The organism is Rhizobium ruizarguesonis (genome assembly GCF_012349115.1).
Lineage (GTDB): Bacteria > Pseudomonadota > Alphaproteobacteria > Rhizobiales > Rhizobiaceae > Rhizobium > Rhizobium ruizarguesonis.
This window is the reverse complement of record NZ_PQIG01000097.1, coordinates 21,859-36,067: the sequence shown is the minus strand read 5'-3', so window position 1 is coordinate 36,067 and position 14,209 is coordinate 21,859. Positions and strand designations below refer to the sequence as shown.

At 61.8% G+C, this 14,209-nt stretch carries 15 protein-coding genes; 9 read left to right on the top strand and 6 right to left on the bottom strand.

Annotated features, from left to right (window positions below; genetic code table 11):
* Positions 1-167 precede the first annotated feature (167 nt).
* Positions 168-821: a hydrolase gene (locus C3Y91_RS25400; protein WP_130655584.1), complete on the bottom strand. Its 654-nt coding sequence runs from the start codon at positions 819-821 to the stop codon at positions 168-170.
* A gap of 153 nt (positions 822-974) precedes the next feature.
* Here C3Y91_RS25400 and C3Y91_RS25395 point away from each other — a divergent pair, with 153 nt between their 5' ends.
* From C3Y91_RS25395 to C3Y91_RS25385, 3 genes are all read left to right on the top strand, one after another.
* Complete coding sequence (locus C3Y91_RS25395; protein WP_024322640.1) at positions 975-1,871, top strand: LysR family transcriptional regulator; 897 nt, start codon at positions 975-977, stop codon at positions 1,869-1,871.
* 260 nt (positions 1,872-2,131) lie between these two features.
* Positions 2,132-2,857: a 3-keto-5-aminohexanoate cleavage protein gene (locus C3Y91_RS25390; RefSeq protein WP_075225589.1), complete on the top strand. Its 726-nt coding sequence runs from the start codon at positions 2,132-2,134 to the stop codon at positions 2,855-2,857.
* 624 nt (positions 2,858-3,481) lie between these two features.
* Positions 3,482-3,703, top strand: coding sequence for an alkylphosphonate utilization protein (locus C3Y91_RS25385; protein WP_018072135.1), 222 nt, complete (start codon positions 3,482-3,484; stop codon positions 3,701-3,703).
* 52 nt (positions 3,704-3,755) lie between these two features.
* On the opposite strand, the gene C3Y91_RS25380 is transcribed toward C3Y91_RS25385, so the two are convergent.
* From C3Y91_RS25380 to C3Y91_RS25370, 3 genes are all read right to left on the bottom strand, one after another.
* Complete coding sequence (locus C3Y91_RS25380; protein ID WP_024322642.1) at positions 3,756-4,583, bottom strand: transglutaminase-like domain-containing protein; 828 nt, start codon at positions 4,581-4,583, stop codon at positions 3,756-3,758.
* Positions 4,584-4,680: 97 nt separating this feature from the next.
* Positions 4,681-5,562: a transglutaminase family protein gene (locus C3Y91_RS25375; RefSeq protein ID WP_018072137.1), complete on the bottom strand. Its 882-nt coding sequence runs from the start codon at positions 5,560-5,562 to the stop codon at positions 4,681-4,683.
* 514 nt (positions 5,563-6,076) lie between these two features.
* Positions 6,077-6,232 carry a hypothetical protein gene (locus tag C3Y91_RS25370; RefSeq protein ID WP_024322643.1) on the bottom strand — a complete coding sequence of 52 codons (156 nt, stop codon included), beginning with the start codon at positions 6,230-6,232 and terminating at the stop codon, positions 6,077-6,079.
* Positions 6,233-7,120: 888 nt separating this feature from the next.
* Here C3Y91_RS25370 and C3Y91_RS25365 point away from each other — a divergent pair.
* On the top strand, positions 7,121-7,375 hold the full coding sequence (locus tag C3Y91_RS25365) for a GlsB/YeaQ/YmgE family stress response membrane protein (RefSeq protein ID WP_018072140.1): 255 nt from the start codon (positions 7,121-7,123) through the stop codon (positions 7,373-7,375).
* A gap of 80 nt (positions 7,376-7,455) precedes the next feature.
* On the opposite strand, the gene C3Y91_RS25360 is transcribed toward C3Y91_RS25365, so the two are convergent.
* On the bottom strand, positions 7,456-7,737 hold the full coding sequence (locus tag C3Y91_RS25360; RefSeq protein WP_024322644.1) for a hypothetical protein: 282 nt from the start codon (positions 7,735-7,737) through the stop codon (positions 7,456-7,458).
* A 219-nt stretch (positions 7,738-7,956) separates the two neighbouring features.
* Between C3Y91_RS25360 and C3Y91_RS25355 the strand changes: the two genes are divergently transcribed.
* Genes C3Y91_RS25355 through C3Y91_RS25335 form a run of 5 tightly spaced genes read left to right on the top strand, consistent with a single transcriptional unit; the run spans position 7,957 to position 13,415 of the window.
* Entirely contained in the window at positions 7,957-9,849 is a 1,893-nt protein-coding gene (locus C3Y91_RS25355) for a peptidylprolyl isomerase (protein ID WP_024322645.1), read from the top strand.
* A gap of 8 nt (positions 9,850-9,857) precedes the next feature.
* Positions 9,858-10,874 carry an anthranilate phosphoribosyltransferase gene (gene trpD, locus C3Y91_RS25350; protein WP_024322646.1) on the top strand — a complete coding sequence of 339 codons (1,017 nt, stop codon included), beginning with the start codon at positions 9,858-9,860 and terminating at the stop codon, positions 10,872-10,874.
* A 9-nt stretch (positions 10,875-10,883) separates the two neighbouring features.
* A complete protein-coding gene (gene trpC, locus C3Y91_RS25345; RefSeq protein WP_024322647.1) occupies positions 10,884-11,696 on the top strand; it encodes an indole-3-glycerol phosphate synthase TrpC in 813 nt (270 codons plus the stop codon).
* Between the two features lies 1 nt (position 11,697).
* The gene (gene moaC / locus C3Y91_RS25340) at positions 11,698-12,192 is read left to right on the top strand and encodes a cyclic pyranopterin monophosphate synthase MoaC (protein ID WP_075225587.1); all 495 of its coding nucleotides are present in this window, start codon (positions 11,698-11,700) and stop codon (positions 12,190-12,192) included.
* Positions 12,192-13,415 (top strand): molybdopterin molybdotransferase MoeA, encoded by a 1,224-nt coding sequence (locus C3Y91_RS25335; protein WP_024322649.1) that lies wholly within the window; start codon positions 12,192-12,194, stop codon positions 13,413-13,415. The genes moaC and C3Y91_RS25335 overlap by 1 nt, the downstream gene beginning before the upstream one ends.
* Here C3Y91_RS25335 and C3Y91_RS25330 read toward each other — a convergent pair.
* On the bottom strand, positions 13,384-14,088 hold the full coding sequence (locus C3Y91_RS25330) for a class I SAM-dependent methyltransferase (RefSeq protein WP_075225586.1): 705 nt from the start codon (positions 14,086-14,088) through the stop codon (positions 13,384-13,386). The two genes, C3Y91_RS25335 and C3Y91_RS25330, sit on opposite strands and share 32 nt — an antisense overlap.
* Positions 14,089-14,209 lie beyond the last annotated feature (121 nt).

Genomic DNA, 14,209 nt, shown 5'->3' with positions numbered 1-14,209 from the left:
AGCCGTGCCATCCTGGTAGGGCTGACCCGGTGCCTGCAACGCGATCAACATGCCGACCGCGAGCATCCAAGCGTGGACGGCCTCCCGATTGAGAGGGGATGAAGAGGCTCGATAAGCAATCAGCCTTTGCAGCGCGTCGCTTAAGAATCTCTGCATCCCCGCCTAGATCATCCCGCGTTGCCAGGCACAGGCGTGTTGAGCAGCTGTTGCTCCCACAGGTACGCGATACCGCTGCCAGCGGCATGCTGCTTGAGCACCTCCGTCAACTCTGCGGCGTGCTCGGTCCGAGCCCAGTCGCGCTGCCATTCGGACGCCAACGCCAGCCAGGTCATCATGTTCGCGCCAGCCGCAATCATGCGCTGGATGGCGACCTCGTGGGCCTCGACCGACGTGCCGCCCGACGCGTCGGTGATAACAGTCACATCCCAGCCTTCGCCGAGCGCCTGGATCACCGGCATCGCGACGCATACCTCGGTCCACAGGCCGGCGATGATCAGCTGCTTGCGGCCGGTCGCCTTGACCGCGTCCACGACCTTCCTGTCTTCCCAGGTATTGATGAACGTCCGGTCGATCACCTCCTGGCCCGGGAAGACATCGGTGATTTGCGGGAAGATCAGACCGCCCCGATCGGCGATCACGCTCGTCAGGATGGTGGGAACACCGAAAGCTCTCGCGGCCTTCGCCAGGGCCGTCGAATTGTTGACCACCGCCTGCGGATCGTGGCTGTTCAGGTTCGTGAGCTGGTAAGGCTGGTGGTCGATCAGAACGAGTACCGAATCTTCGGGACGAAGAAGCGAAGCAAGGCCATTACGAAAGGTCATTATTACTTCCTTTGCTGCCGCCCATGAGCGGCATTGGTTTTGCGGGAGACATGCGCCAGGGGCGACGTTGCCTGCAAGCAGTATTGCCGTTCCTATCCGGGATGCGGTAGCACCCTTTTATGGCAAGCTGTGTCGCGGAAAGGGGAACGCTAAATGGACATCGAAGAACTGCAGACCTTCGTGGAAGTGGCTGATGCCGGGGGAGTCTCGCCTGCTGCGCTCCGGCTCGGCGTCTCCAAGTCAATCGTCAGTCGGCGGCTCTTCCGGCTTGAAGCAGAACTTGGTGTCCAGCTTCTTGCACGGACCACCCGGGGCGCCGCTCTCACGGAAGCAGGGGCCACGTTCCGAGATTATGCAGCGAGAGTCTGTGCCGAGATCGACGTGGCCAAGGAAACGATCCTACCCGCCGGTGACCTTCGCGGCCGCTTGCGAGTTGCCGTGCCGCTTTCTTTCGGCCAGACTCACTTCGCTCCCATCCTCGCGGAAATGGCGCGCCGCCACCCCCAGCTCCAAATCCACACGTGCTACAGTGATCGCTTCGTCGATCTCATCACAGAGGGTTATGATTGTGCGATACGGGTTGGCTATCTTCAGGACTCCAACTTGATCGCAAGACGCGTCGGACCACTCTATGGGAAGCTCGTCGCCAGCCCGGACTACATCAAGGCGCATGGGTCGCCCGAGACGCCGGAGGAACTCGTCGCTCATGAGGCCCTCATGCAGGGCACCGAAGCCTGGCAACTCATGGATGGCGACGAGATCATCACGGTTCGTCCGCAGGGGCGCTTTAAGGCCGACAACGGCCCTGCTCTCGTCGCCGCCGCGGCAGCAGGACTAGGGATCGCTTACCTGCCTGATTGCCTTACCCATGAATATATAGCCTCCGGCGCGCTTGTGCCGGTCATGACGCATTATCCACCACCCCCGGCGGCTGCATATGTCATCCGCCCGCCAGGTCAGCATCCCGCACGGAAGATACGGGTCCTCACCGAATTGCTGATTGAGTATTGCGAACCGCCTCCGCACCTTGCGCCTGCTCCTTTCCGTTGACAATGAGATGATATACAGGCTGCAGCAGGACGCGACCGCCATTAACTTAAGAATGGGGTCGGGCGGCAGATTGACGTCAGGTCGCTGCCACGAGATCACGTGGCCGTCCTCTGGCCGTCCTCTGGCCGGCGTCGCCAAGACGTCCAGACATCACACGGCGACAAGGGGAATGACTGTCACAGCAGCACCTCAAGTCTTCGAGTTTCCAAATTTGGGATGCCCGGTGTCTTAAGCGGTCCAACAAGCGCGAGGCTCTTTTTATGATCGTTCAAGCTTGCATCAACGGCGCACGTCCGAGCGATTTCCATCCGCTCCTTCCCCTGACGATCGATACCATGGTGCGCGATGCCGCGGCTTCAGTCGCTGCCGGCGCCGCGGAGCTCCATGTTCATCCGCGCGGAGCCGATGGCAAGGAGAGCCTTGCCGCCGTCGACGACACGGTCGGTGCGATTCGCCGGGTCTGTCCAGGAACGCTGATCGGCGTCTCCACAGGCGCCTGGGTCGAAGGCGATCGGGAGAAAACGCGGGGAGCCATCCGCCGCTGGTCCGTCCTGCCGGATTATGCGTCGGTGAACCTGTCGGAGGACGATGCGCCTGGCGTCATCCAGCTGCTCCGCCAGAAGGGCGTCGGCATCGAAGTCGGGCTGGCATCGGTGGCCGATGCGGAGCGCTACACCAGCCTCGAAGATCATCAGCGGGTCTTTCGACTGTTGATCGAGCTCGACGACGAGCAGGATCTGCAGCGCGCAGGGGATATCAGCGATGGCATCATCGAGGTGCTCGAGCGCAGCGGCGTCAATCGGCCGATCCTTCTGCATGGTTTCGACAGGACGGTCTGGCCCTTCGTCAGATCGGCGCGCGAGCGGCACTATTCCACCCGCGTCGGCCTGGAAGACGGCAAACACCTCCCGGATGGGACGATTGCGAGCGACAATGCCGCATTGGTCGCTGCGGCCGTTGCCATCTTCCGCGGCCAATCGAACTGATCCCGACGTCGAATTTTCGTCGTCGTCGATCCACTTGATTCCGGCCGACTGATCGCTGTTCCCGAGTTGGAACCATGACAACTGGAATAGAAGCTTTCCGATTTTCGCGCGGATCGACCACCTCATTCCATGATGCCGCACCGGCCGATGCGAATGATCATTCAGCACCTCGGCCATGGAAGAATATTTCACGAGAGATACGAGTATATCAGGACGCCGACAGAACCCCAGAAGATAAGCGGTGCCAGTACCATCCCCGCGACGATAATTTTAGTCACAGCAAAAACTCCGCAAACTCGCCCCGGCGCAAAATCTATGACAGCGGTCGAAGCTTTGGTATCGGCATGAAGTCCGGGACAGGTCGGACCTTGGTCTGAGCTTCGCTACGGCGGATGAGTACCGGGCTCATTTATCGCCGCGCGCTGGGCGGCGCCGATAAGGGATCAATGCAGACCCTTGGGATGCTGAAGAAAGGCCGCGTAGGGTATGAAGATCGGACTGACTGGCCCCTTCGCATTGACTATCCCATGCCAACATGATTTCCCGTCCGGGATCACGACAGCGCCGCGCGCCTTTCAGACGCGCAAAGGACGCTGTAGCACTTTGAATAGCCGCGGGGACATTATGGCCGACATCATTGTAAAGGACAGCAACGGAACGCAGCTTCACGATGGCGATTCCGTGACGCTGATCAAGGACCTCAAGGTCAAGGGAACCTCGGAGACGCTGAAGCGTGGAACGCTGGTCAAGGGCATTCGCCTGACGGACAATCCGGGCGAGATCGAATGCAGCACCAAGCAGGTCAAAGGCCTGGTGCTGAAAACGGAATTCCTGAAGAAGGCATAGGGTCATCCTTGCCCGCGGTGCTCGCTATCGACGCATGAAGGGCCGCCCCCAATCAATCGGCTTTCACCGGCTCCGGCGGCACTTCCTCGGTGATCACCTCGAAGCGGGAAAGCGTTGCCGGGCCGAAGGCCGTCGACATGGCGACGTCGGTGGCGTCGCGGCCGGTCGCCATCAGGATCCGGCCGATGCGCGGCGTGTTGTGGCGGGCGTCGACCGTATGCCAGTGGCCGCCGAGAAACACCTCGAACCAGGCGCTGAAGTCCATCGGATTGGGATCGATCGGAACGCCGATATCGCCGAGATAGCCGGTGCAATATCGGGCCGGGATATTCATGCATCGGCAAAGTGCGATGGCGAGATGGGCAAAATCGCGGCAGACGCCCGCCTTGTCGGTGAAGCCACCATGCGCGGTCCTGAGGACGTCGGCCTTCAGGTAATCGAAGGTGATATGGTCATGGACGAAATCGCAGATCGCCTGGACGCGCGCCCAGCCGAGCGGCGTCGACGAGAACCTAGCCCAGGCGAAATCTGCAAGCCTGTCGGTGTCGCAATAGCGGCTGCCGAGCAGGAAGACCAGCACATCGTCGGGCAGGTCATTGATGGCGTGCTGGACAGCATCGTCGGGAACGATGTCGGGTTGGCCGCGGTCGTAGATCTCGAATTCCGTGGAGATCGTTGTCAGCCCCGGCGGGGCAACGATCCGGCTGCAGGCATTGCCGAACACATCGGTATAGCCCCAGGCCTCGATCGGCCGGTCGAAAGTCAGGATCTGGTCGCTGAGAAGATCGGCACGACGGGAGGGGTGAATATTGAGGACGAGCAGCATCGGCGTTGGCTGCATGCATTCGTAGCCCAGATGAAACCCGGCGCGTATCTTCATTGTGGCTTCCTTATCGCGTCTCTGCTTTGGCAGAGGTGAGTAGGGAACGCTGATCGCGCGACCCGGTTCCCGCAAGCCCAGGACCGTCACCGCATGGCTAGCCATATGGCCTTGTGGTGACGTTCACCTGCACCGTCATGCTGTCGAAATCCTTCCCATCCCCGTCATAACTGCCGCTCAACGGGACTGCCTGGCGCGGATCGCGGGCAACGGCGACACGAATGAGATCGCGGTTGCCGACGATCCCGTTGGTCGGATCGAACTCCGTCCAGCCGGCGCCTGGAAGATAAATCTGGCACCATGCATGCGTGGAGCCGCCGCCGAGTACGGTGGAGCCGTCCCGGTCGGGAACATAGACATAACCCGTGACGAACCGTGCCGCGAGGCCGAGGACGCGTGCCGCCTCCATCATCAGAAGCGCGAAATCCCGGCAGGTCCCGGAACGAAGCTGCAAGGTCTGGACCGGCGTCTGCGTCCCATGTTCCTGGCGGCGCGCATAGACGAAGCTTTCCCGAATGGCGTAACAGAGCGTCATTAGCAGGTGCCCGGTCTCGGTCGGACGCCCAAGGCGCACGAACTGGCGCGCCCAGCGTCCGACCTCGTCGTTCGGATCTGGATAATGGCGCTGCATCGCCGGCGTCAGATCGGCAATCTCATCCTTGTCGTAGGAGAATGGATAGGTCAGGGCCTCGTCGTCCACCTTAAGATCCAGAGCGACCTGCGGCGTATGATCGAGCGTGATCCAGGTTTCGAAACGAAGCTCGGACGCCGGCCTCGAAATATCGACGAGCGCCACGCAATTGCCGAAAACATCGTGGATCCAGCGCACATGACTTTCCTCAGGATAGATCGTCAACGACGCTTCGATCAGCCGCTGGTCGAAACTGTCGCGCGGTCGGAACATCAAGCGATGCTCGCCGAATTCGACCTCCCTGACGTAACGATAGGACGTGATGTGGCGGACGGAGAAAATCGTCATGAGCCGCCGTCCGGTAATCTGTTCACTTTGCTGCTCCAAGACGGCGATGCCGCCTCTCCTTTGCGGAAGCGCCCTGCCCGCTTCTCCGCTCATCCCGATTTCTTGTCATATAAGCACATCCGAAAGATTGCTATTGTATCTTCACCGATCGACGGCGGAACCGTCCAACCTAAGAGGATAACATGCATATCATCTGGGACGTTCTGACGCTTCTGCTGACAATCGGCTCGCTCTATGGCGGTCGCGAATACCGGATTATTCGCGCCCGTGCCCGCGCTCAAAACTGGGGCAACTTCTGACCCGATCCAATACCATTGATTCGGTCCCGGTATCTCTGATTCGATTCCGAATCATGGTCGCATCGGATCGTTGCCGGTCGCAGTTACGTCGAATGACGTAAAGCCACACGATTAAGGAAGTGCTTTATTAGTGGAGGCGGAGTCTATCCGTCCATTCTCCCTGTTATCCTAAGCCCGCCTCACCCCAGGCGGGCTTTTTTATTCCGTCGCCTGCATCACTTCTTGGCGCCGGCGGAAAGCACCCGATGTGTCGCGTTGTCCATTGCGTGGCTCGCTTCCTGTCCATCCTTCTTCAGCCCGTATGCGGTGTTGCCGCAGCCGGAAAGTGTCAGCAGGCAGACGCAGGCGATGGCGATTGCAGCTTTTGACATCAAGTGTTTTCCCCGATTGAATTGCAATTCAGAGCATGATGCCGAAAAGTGTGAGCGGTTTTCGGACGACATCATGCTCTAACTCTTAATCTAGAATAGGATTTTAGGCTGACTGGGCCTAAAATCATCCTGTTCTAGGGAAGATGACGCATTCTTCGGCAAAATCAATCCGCAGGTAACAAGCGCGAACTGCCGGCATGGAACCCCGCGACGCCGCAGGCGTTAATGCGAGCCATCCAAACCGGGGGTTAACGACATGGATTATCAGATTGCCTTCGCCGCAACGGTCGCGACGGCGTCTTTCCTCTTCTTCATGCTGATCGTTCATCGAACCTGATTGCCCGCCGGCCGCGTGTGATCACTGGAATAGAGCCGGCCATTTCCGGCCCGCTTGTCTGCGATCCGCAGAGATTGCATCTTCGGGTGCCGCTGCTTCTGTAGCCAATGTCGACGAGGCGTCGCAGACCGGAAGGCCTGGAGCGCAAGATCGCAGATGATCGTCAGCTGACACGGCAAGGCTGCAGAAGAAACGTTTCGTCACCCGAAAGTATTACGGAAACGGTGAATGTATTGAATTTTAATTAATTGCCAGCCTTAACTATCCGTTAACAATATTGTTGCGCTCCGTCAGCTTCCGCTTATGCTTTACACAATACGGGAGAGGAAAGATGTTTAGCAAAAGCTTGATTATGCCGTTCAGCTTCGCAATGCTCGCCATTGCCGGCCTCCTGTTCCAGATTGCCGCCCACGCGCTGTACTCTCCGGTCACCATGTTGCAGCCGTGAGTCACATAAGTTGCTGAACCTGCAAGCAATCTCAGTAACTGGGAGTGGAACTTCCTTTCGTTTCGTGCATTCTGTGACTCGTTTTGCCAGGAGGGAGATAACCATGGAAAACGCAGGCGTGGGTTGGATTGCAGCTATCATTATCGGCGGTGTCGCTGGATGGCTGGCGGAAAAGGCCATGAGCAGCAGCATGGGTTTGCTCATGAACATATTGCTCGGCATCGTCGGCGCTATCGTCGCTAACTGGGTCCTGGGTCTATTGCACATCCAGCCGCTCGCCGGTTGGCTGGGTTATCTGATCACCGGTTTCGTCGGGGCCTGCATCCTGATCGCGATCGGGCGCGTCGTCCGCCGCTGACAGTTCCTTTCAATGACTGATGCAAACACCAAAAGCCGGGCGTTGATGGCGCCCGGCTTTTCTGCACTCTGAATTTCGGTTCAGCGGCGGCTGAGCAGGCCAAACACGTAGGCAATGCCTGCCGTCACAGCGAGTGCCACGAGCGGTTCTTCGCGCACCTTGTCGCGCAGCCGCTCCGTCATCAGCGAGGCCTCGTCGGTCACCGCCGACTTCGCCCCCTGCCCCAGCGCCACCACGCTTTCCGTCAGCCGGGCGAGATCGTTGCGAAGGGCTGCGACCTGTGCCGACAGATCGTCTGCTGCTATGTCAGCCTTGACGCGCGCGGCGGTGGATTCGGCGGAGGCGGTTTTCAATTCTGCCATGGTCTGCTCCTGTTTCATGGGATGCCGCTTCAACGAAATGGCGGCCCGAAAGGTTCCGACGCAACCGATCTTTTGTTCGCCGCAAAGCCGCCGCGGCTGAGCGGCCGCCTTGTGCAGCTTTTCGCGCGACAAACCCTTCATTTCCTGTCGGGTTTGTTTTAAGGAACGTCGAATGTCCGCCCGCGCGCGGGTCAATGATACTGCGAGGTTTGCGTTTCTATGTTCCACATCCTGAGAAGAGCCGCTCAGACCTGGGTCGCCAAGCTGCTGATGCTTCTGCTCGTCGCGTCCTTCGGCATCTGGGGTGTCTCCCGGTCGCTGATAACGGGCAGCAACAGCACCACGGTCGTGACCGTCGGCGATCAGCATGTGGACGTCAACGAATTCCACCTCGCCTATCAGCGCCAGGTGGCAAGCGTCAGCCAGCAGTTCGGCACGCGTCTCACCCCCGAGCAGGCCCGCGCCTTCGGCATCGAGCAGCAGGTGCTCGCCCAGCTCGTCGCCGGCGCCTCGCTCGACCAGCTCGCCGAAGACATGAACCTCGGCCTGTCGCAGGATCGCCTCGCCCAGCTGATTGCCGACGATCCGGCTTTCAAGGCCGTCAACGGCCAGTTCGACCGCGAGCTTTTCGTCTCGCGTCTTCGCAATGCCGGCATCCGCCAGGACGATTACATCAAGGAGCGCAGCAAGGTCGCTGTCCGCAGCCAGGTGGTCGATGCCATCTCCAACGGTTTCACGGCGCCGAAGACGCTAGTCGATGCCATGAAGCTCTATGGCGACGAAAGCCGCAGCATCGACTACCTGCTGCTGACCAACGCCAATATCGAGCCGATCAAGGCGCCTGCCGACGACGTGCTGGCGACGTGGTTCGAAGGCGTCAAGCAGCGCTACCGGGCGCCCGAATACCGCAAGCTCGTCTATCTCAAGCTGCAGCCCGCCGATATCGCCGATGCCGCGACCGTCACCGACGACCAGATCCACGAAGCCTTCGACAAGAGCAAGGATACCTATCGCACGCCGGAAAGCCGCACCATCGAGCAGCTGACCTTCGCCAGCAAGGATCTTGCCACCGCCGCCGAAACGGCGCTGAAGAGCGGCACCAGCTTCGACCAGCTGGTTTCCGACCAGGGCAAGACGGCAAGCGATGTGCTGCTCGGCGAGTTCACCAAGGACAAGGTTCCCGACCAGGCCGTTGCCGATGCGGCCTTTGCAGTTTCGCGCGATGGCGGTACGACGCCTGTCGTTGATGGCTCCTTTGGCCCCGTCATCCTGCGCGTCACCAACATCAAGCCTGAAACGACGAAGAATTTCGACGAGGTGAAGGAGGATATCCGCAAGCAGCTGGCGCTCTCCAACGCCTCTCAGGAAGTGATCAACGTTCACGATCGCATCGAGGATCTGCGCGCAGGCGGTTCCACGCTCGAGGATATTGCCGGCCAGCTGAAGCTCACCGCAGTGGCCGTCGACGCCGTCGATATGACCGGCGCCGACAAGGACGGCAAGGAGGTCAAGGATCTCCCCGCCAAGCAGCAACTGCTCGGCGAAGCCTTCAAGACCGAGGTCGGCGTCGATGCACCGCCGCTTTCGATCGGCAATGACGGCTACGTCTGGTTCAACGTCCGCGAAATCACGCCGGACCGCGAGCGCCCGGTCGCCGAGGTGCGCGAAAAGGCGGTCGAGGACTGGACGGCGGAGCAGCAGAAGGCCGAGCTCGCCAAGAAGGCCGATGAATTGAAGGCCGAGGCGCAAAAGGGCAAGGCACTTGCCGATATCGCAACGCCGCTCGGCATTGCCGTCGAAAGCAAGAGTGGCATCACCCGCTCCACCGATGATGCGGTCCTCGGCCGAGCCGGCGTCACCGCCGCCTTTTCCGGCCCGGTCGATACGGTCGCAAGTGCTGTCGGCGCCGATCCCTCTACGCAGATCCTGCTGAAGGTCAACGAGGTCAACACCCAGCCGACCGGCGATGTGCTGAACAACCGCGATGCCCAGATCACCGCCATGGCCAATGCCGCCGGCGATGATATTCTCGATCAGATGGTCAACCTGCTGCAGACGCAGTACGGGGCGCAGATCAACCAGACGCTCGCCGAAAAGGCGACGGTCCGCTAGGAGGCTTTATGACCGATCTGAAGCCGTTCCTGGCCAAGGCCGCAAGCCGCGAGCCGCTGACGCGTGAGGAGGCTCGAGCCGCCTTCGACATCCTGATGTCGGGCCAGGCGACTCCCTCGCAGATCGGCGGCTTCCTGATGGCGTTGCGCGTGCGCGGCGAAACCGTCGATGAGATCGTCGGCGCCGTCACCGCGATGCGCTCGAAAATGCTGACCGTCGAGGCTCCGGCCGATGCGATCGACATCGTCGGCACCGGCGGCGATGCCAGCGGCACCTATAACATCTCGACGCTGGCGGCGCTGATCGTCGCCGGCGCCGGTGTTCCCGTCGCCAAACACGGCAACCGGGCGCTGAGTTCGAAATCGGGCGCGGCCGACAATCTGGCGGCACTCGGCGTCAAGCTCGACGTCGGTCCCGAGATCATCTCCCGCTGCATCGCAGAAGCCGGCGTCGGCTTCATGTTCGCGCAGATGCATCATTCCGCCATGCGTCATGTTGGCCCCTCCCGGGTCGAACTCGGCACGCGCACGATCTTCAACCTGCTCGGCCCGCTCTCCAATCCGGCCGGCGTCCGTCGCCAGCTGCTCGGCGTCTTCTCGCCGCAATGGCTGGTGCCGCTTGCCGAAGTCATGCGCGATCTCGGCTCCGAATGCGTCTGGGTGGTCCATGGCGACGGCCTCGACGAAATCACCACCACCGGCATCACAAAAGTCGCTGCACTCGAAGACGGCAAGATCCGCACCTTCGAGCTCTCGCCCGCCGATTTCGGCGTCAGCCCTTGCGTGCTCGCCGATATCAAGGGCGGTGACGGTGTCGCCAATGCCGCAGCCCTTCGCGAGGTGCTCGGCGGCGCCAAGAACGCCTATCGCGATGTCTCGCTCGCCAATGCCGCCGCCTCGCTTGTCATCGCGGGCAAGGTCGCAACCATCCGCGACGGCATGACGCTGGCCACGCAGTCGTTGGATAGCGGCTCTACTGCGCTCGCTCTCGACAAACTCATCGCCGTTTCCAACGATATCGACTAGGATTGCCCGATGACCGATATCCTGAAGAAGATCGAGCTCTACAAGCGCGAGGAGATCGCCGCCGCCAAGGCGACCGTGTCGCTTGCCGATCTCAAGGCGATGCAGGCTGATCAGTCCGCGCCGCGCGGCTTCCACAAGGCGCTCGTTGCCAAGCGTGATGCCGGCCGCTTCGGCCTGATCGCCGAGATCAAGAAGGCAAGCCCCTCGAAGGGTCTCATTCGCCCGGACTTCGATCCGCCGTCGCTGGCGAGCGCCTATGAGGCCGGCGGTGCCGCCTGCCTTTCGGTGCTGACCGACAGGCCGAGCTTCCAGGGCGCGCCGGAATTTCTGACAGCCGCCCGCGCTGCCTGCACGCTGCCGGCGCTGCGCAAGGATTTCATGTTCGAGACCTATCAGGTGCACGAGGCCCGCGCCTGGGGCGCCGATTGCATCCTGCTGATCATGGCCTCGCTGTCGGACGATGAAGCCGAGCGCCTGCAGGACGAAGCCTTCGGCCTCGGCATGGACGTGCTGGTCGAGGTCCACGACGCCGAGGAGATGGAGCGGGCGCTGAAGCTTTCTTCGCCGCTCGTCGGCATCAACAACCGCAATCTGCGTACTTTCGAAGTCAGCCTCGGCGTCAGCGAGACGCTTGCCCCCATGGTGTCGGACGACCGGCTGCTGGTCGGCGAAAGCGGCATCTTCACCCATGCGGATTGCAAGCGCCTGCAGGCCGTCGACATCAATACTTTCCTTGTCGGCGAGAGCCTGATGCGCAAGGACGACGTGGCGGCCGCCACCCGCGCGCTGCTCTTTGGCGAAGCCGCCATCGCGGCCGAATGATATGAGCGGCGCAGAGCCCGGTCTGACTCATATCGATGCCTCGGGCGAGGCGCATATGGTCGATGTCTCCGATAAGACCGAAACAGTGCGCATCGCCACTGCCGAGGGCCATGTGAAGATGGCGGCGGAAACGCTCGCTCTCATCCGGCAAGGCAATGCCAAGAAGGGCGATGTGATCGGGACGGCGCGCCTTGCCGGCATCATGGCGGCAAAACGCACCGCCGATCTCATTCCGCTCTGCCATCCGCTGATGCTGACTAAGGTCACGGTCGAGATCCAGGAAGATGCCGCCCTGCCCGGCCTGCGCGTTACGGCGACCGCCAAGCTGACCGGCAAGACCGGTGTGGAGATGGAGGCGCTGACCGCCGTCTCGGTCGCTTGTCTGACGATCTACGACATGGCCAAGGCGGCCGATAAGGCAATGGAGATCGGCGGCATCAGACTTCTGGAAAAGTCCGGCGGAAAATCCGGCGATTTCCGTCATCCGGAGGCATGATGAACCTTCTCCCGGTCGCCGAGGCCCTGAACCGCTTGCTCTCTCGCGCAAAGCCCGTTGCGGCGTCCGAGATGCTGCCGCTTGCCGAGGCTGAGGGCCGCGTCCTGGCCGTCGATCTGACGGCCGGCCTGACCCAGCCGCCCTTCAATGCCTCCGCCATGGATGGCTATGCGCTACGCCGCGACGACGCGCCGGAACCGGGCGCCGTGCTGAAGGTCATCGGCATGTCTTCCGCCGGCCACGGCTTCGAGGGAAGCGTCGGCCAGGGAGAGGCCGTGCGTATCTTCACCGGCGCGCCTGTTCCGCCAGGCGCTGACAGCGTCCTGCTGCAGGAGGATGCGGAGAAGATCGAGGGCGGCATCAGAACCAATTTCCCTGTGCGGCAGGGCCAGCATGTGCGTCCGCGCGGCCAGGATTTCGCCGAAGGCGAAGCCGTGCTGTCGGCCGGCACCGTGCTCGATTTCTCGCGGCTGACGGTCGCCGCCGGCATGAACCGGCCCGATGTCGAGGTGCTGCGGCGCCCGCTGATCGCCATCCTCGCAACCGGTGACGAACTGCTGCCGCCCGGAAGCACGCCCGGCCCTTCGCAGATCATCGCATCCAATACGTTTGGTATTGCAGCGCTTGCCCGCAAAGCCGGCGCCGATGTGCTCGATCTCGGTATCGTGCCTGATGACAAGGCCAAGATCACCGCGGCGATCGGCACGGCGCGGGACGCCAAGGTCGATGTGATCGTCACGCTCGGTGGCGCTTCGGTCGGCGACCATGATCTGGTGCAGGCCACGCTGATCAAGGCCGGCATGCAACTCGATTTCTGGCGCATCGCCATGCGCCCCGGCAAGCCGCTGATGGTCGGCAGCTTCGGCGAGACGCATGTGCTCGGCTTGCCCGGCAATCCGGTCTCTAGCCTCGTCTGTTCGCTGCTCTTCCTGGAGCCGCTGATCCGCAAGCTCGCCTCCCTGCCGCCGGTGCAGCGCGAGGCAACTGTGGAGGCGGCGGTCACACTGCGCGCCAATGACCACCGGCAGGACTATATCAGGGCGAAACTTTCGAAATCCGCTGCCGGCGGCTGGCTCGCCGAACCCTTCGGCAAGCAGGATTCCTCGATGATGAAGGTCTTCGCCGAAGCCGACTGCCTTGTCATCCGCCCGCCGCATGCGCCGGAATTGCCGGCCGGAGCGCCCTGCCCGGTCATGCTGTTGCGGCCCGACCTCCTGGCATAATCTCGCCTTCAGCTTTGCCGGAGAGCGCAAAGACGCCCGCCAGCACGGCACCGCCGCCAGTGCCCCCGCCGAAATCCGCAACCGCATGGGTGGCGATTCGCCTGAGTTCGTCCTGCGGTAGGTAGGCCCGCTCGGGATCGCCGATCAGCACCTCGATGCCGCTCGCCTGGCAACGCCGCAGGAAGGCCATCACCCGCAGGGCAAGTGAGGGGTCGTAGAACAGATCGCCGACCGCGAGGAGATCTGTCTCTGGTGGCGGCCCCTCGATGATATCGGCGGCCCGGGCTACGATATCCACGCCGTTGATCGCCGCGTTGAGGCCGATCGCGGCAATGGCATTGGCATCAATGTCGACCGCCGTAACCGCGCGCGCTCCAGCCTTTGCCGCCGCGATAGCGACGAGCCCTGAGCCGGCGCCGAGATCGAAGACACGGCGGCCCGCGATCGTTTCCGGCTGGTCGAGCAGATGGCGGCCTAGCACGGCGCCGCCGGCCCAGGGATAAGCCCAATAAGGCGGCGGATCGGCCTCTCTGCTACCGGCAAGCCGCCAGAGCCCGCTCGCAGGCCCTGCCGTATGAAGGCAGATCTCGGGGATCGAGGGAACGGGTGATATAGGCAGGTTGGCACCGATGAAGGCGGCCGGATCGGGTTGCGACATGCCCGGGCGTTTCATCGTCGTCTGCTCCTGCCGGCGCTGTAACGGCGTCATCGTTTTTAATAGCAAGAGCAGGCCGCCGTTGTGAAATTACCCGCCATTGATGCACGCCACGATTTAGGTGAAATAATGAAGCCCA

Excerpts from the sequence above, each read along its gene's own strand:
- C3Y91_RS25365 (WP_018072140.1), top strand. The coding sequence starts at position 7,121 with ATGGAAAACGCAGGCGTGGGTTGGATTGCAGCTATCATTATCGGCGGT.
- C3Y91_RS25385 (WP_018072135.1), top strand. The coding sequence starts at position 3,482 with ATGGCCGACATCATTGTAAAGGACAGCAACGGAACGCAGCTTCACGAT.
- C3Y91_RS25370 (WP_024322643.1), bottom strand. The coding sequence starts at position 6,232 with ATGTCAAAAGCTGCAATCGCCATCGCCTGCGTCTGCCTGCTGACACTT.
- C3Y91_RS25355 (WP_024322645.1), top strand. The coding sequence starts at position 7,957 with ATGTTCCACATCCTGAGAAGAGCCGCTCAGACCTGGGTCGCCAAGCTG.
- trpC (WP_024322647.1), top strand. The coding sequence starts at position 10,884 with ATGACCGATATCCTGAAGAAGATCGAGCTCTACAAGCGCGAGGAGATC.
- C3Y91_RS25335 (WP_024322649.1), top strand. The coding sequence starts at position 12,192 with ATGAACCTTCTCCCGGTCGCCGAGGCCCTGAACCGCTTGCTCTCTCGC.
- C3Y91_RS25375 (WP_018072137.1), bottom strand. The coding sequence starts at position 5,562 with ATGACGATTTTCTCCGTCCGCCACATCACGTCCTATCGTTACGTCAGG.
- trpD (WP_024322646.1), top strand. The coding sequence starts at position 9,858 with ATGACCGATCTGAAGCCGTTCCTGGCCAAGGCCGCAAGCCGCGAGCCG.
- C3Y91_RS25380 (WP_024322642.1), bottom strand. The coding sequence starts at position 4,583 with ATGAAGATACGCGCCGGGTTTCATCTGGGCTACGAATGCATGCAGCCA.
- C3Y91_RS25360 (WP_024322644.1), bottom strand. The coding sequence starts at position 7,737 with ATGGCAGAATTGAAAACCGCCTCCGCCGAATCCACCGCCGCGCGCGTC.
- C3Y91_RS25395 (WP_024322640.1), top strand. The coding sequence starts at position 975 with ATGGACATCGAAGAACTGCAGACCTTCGTGGAAGTGGCTGATGCCGGG.
- C3Y91_RS25400 (WP_130655584.1), bottom strand. The coding sequence starts at position 821 with ATGACCTTTCGTAATGGCCTTGCTTCGCTTCTTCGTCCCGAAGATTCG.
- C3Y91_RS25390 (WP_075225589.1), top strand. The coding sequence starts at position 2,132 with ATGATCGTTCAAGCTTGCATCAACGGCGCACGTCCGAGCGATTTCCAT.
- C3Y91_RS25330 (WP_075225586.1), bottom strand. The coding sequence starts at position 14,088 with ATGAAACGCCCGGGCATGTCGCAACCCGATCCGGCCGCCTTCATCGGT.
- moaC (WP_075225587.1), top strand. The coding sequence starts at position 11,698 with ATGAGCGGCGCAGAGCCCGGTCTGACTCATATCGATGCCTCGGGCGAG.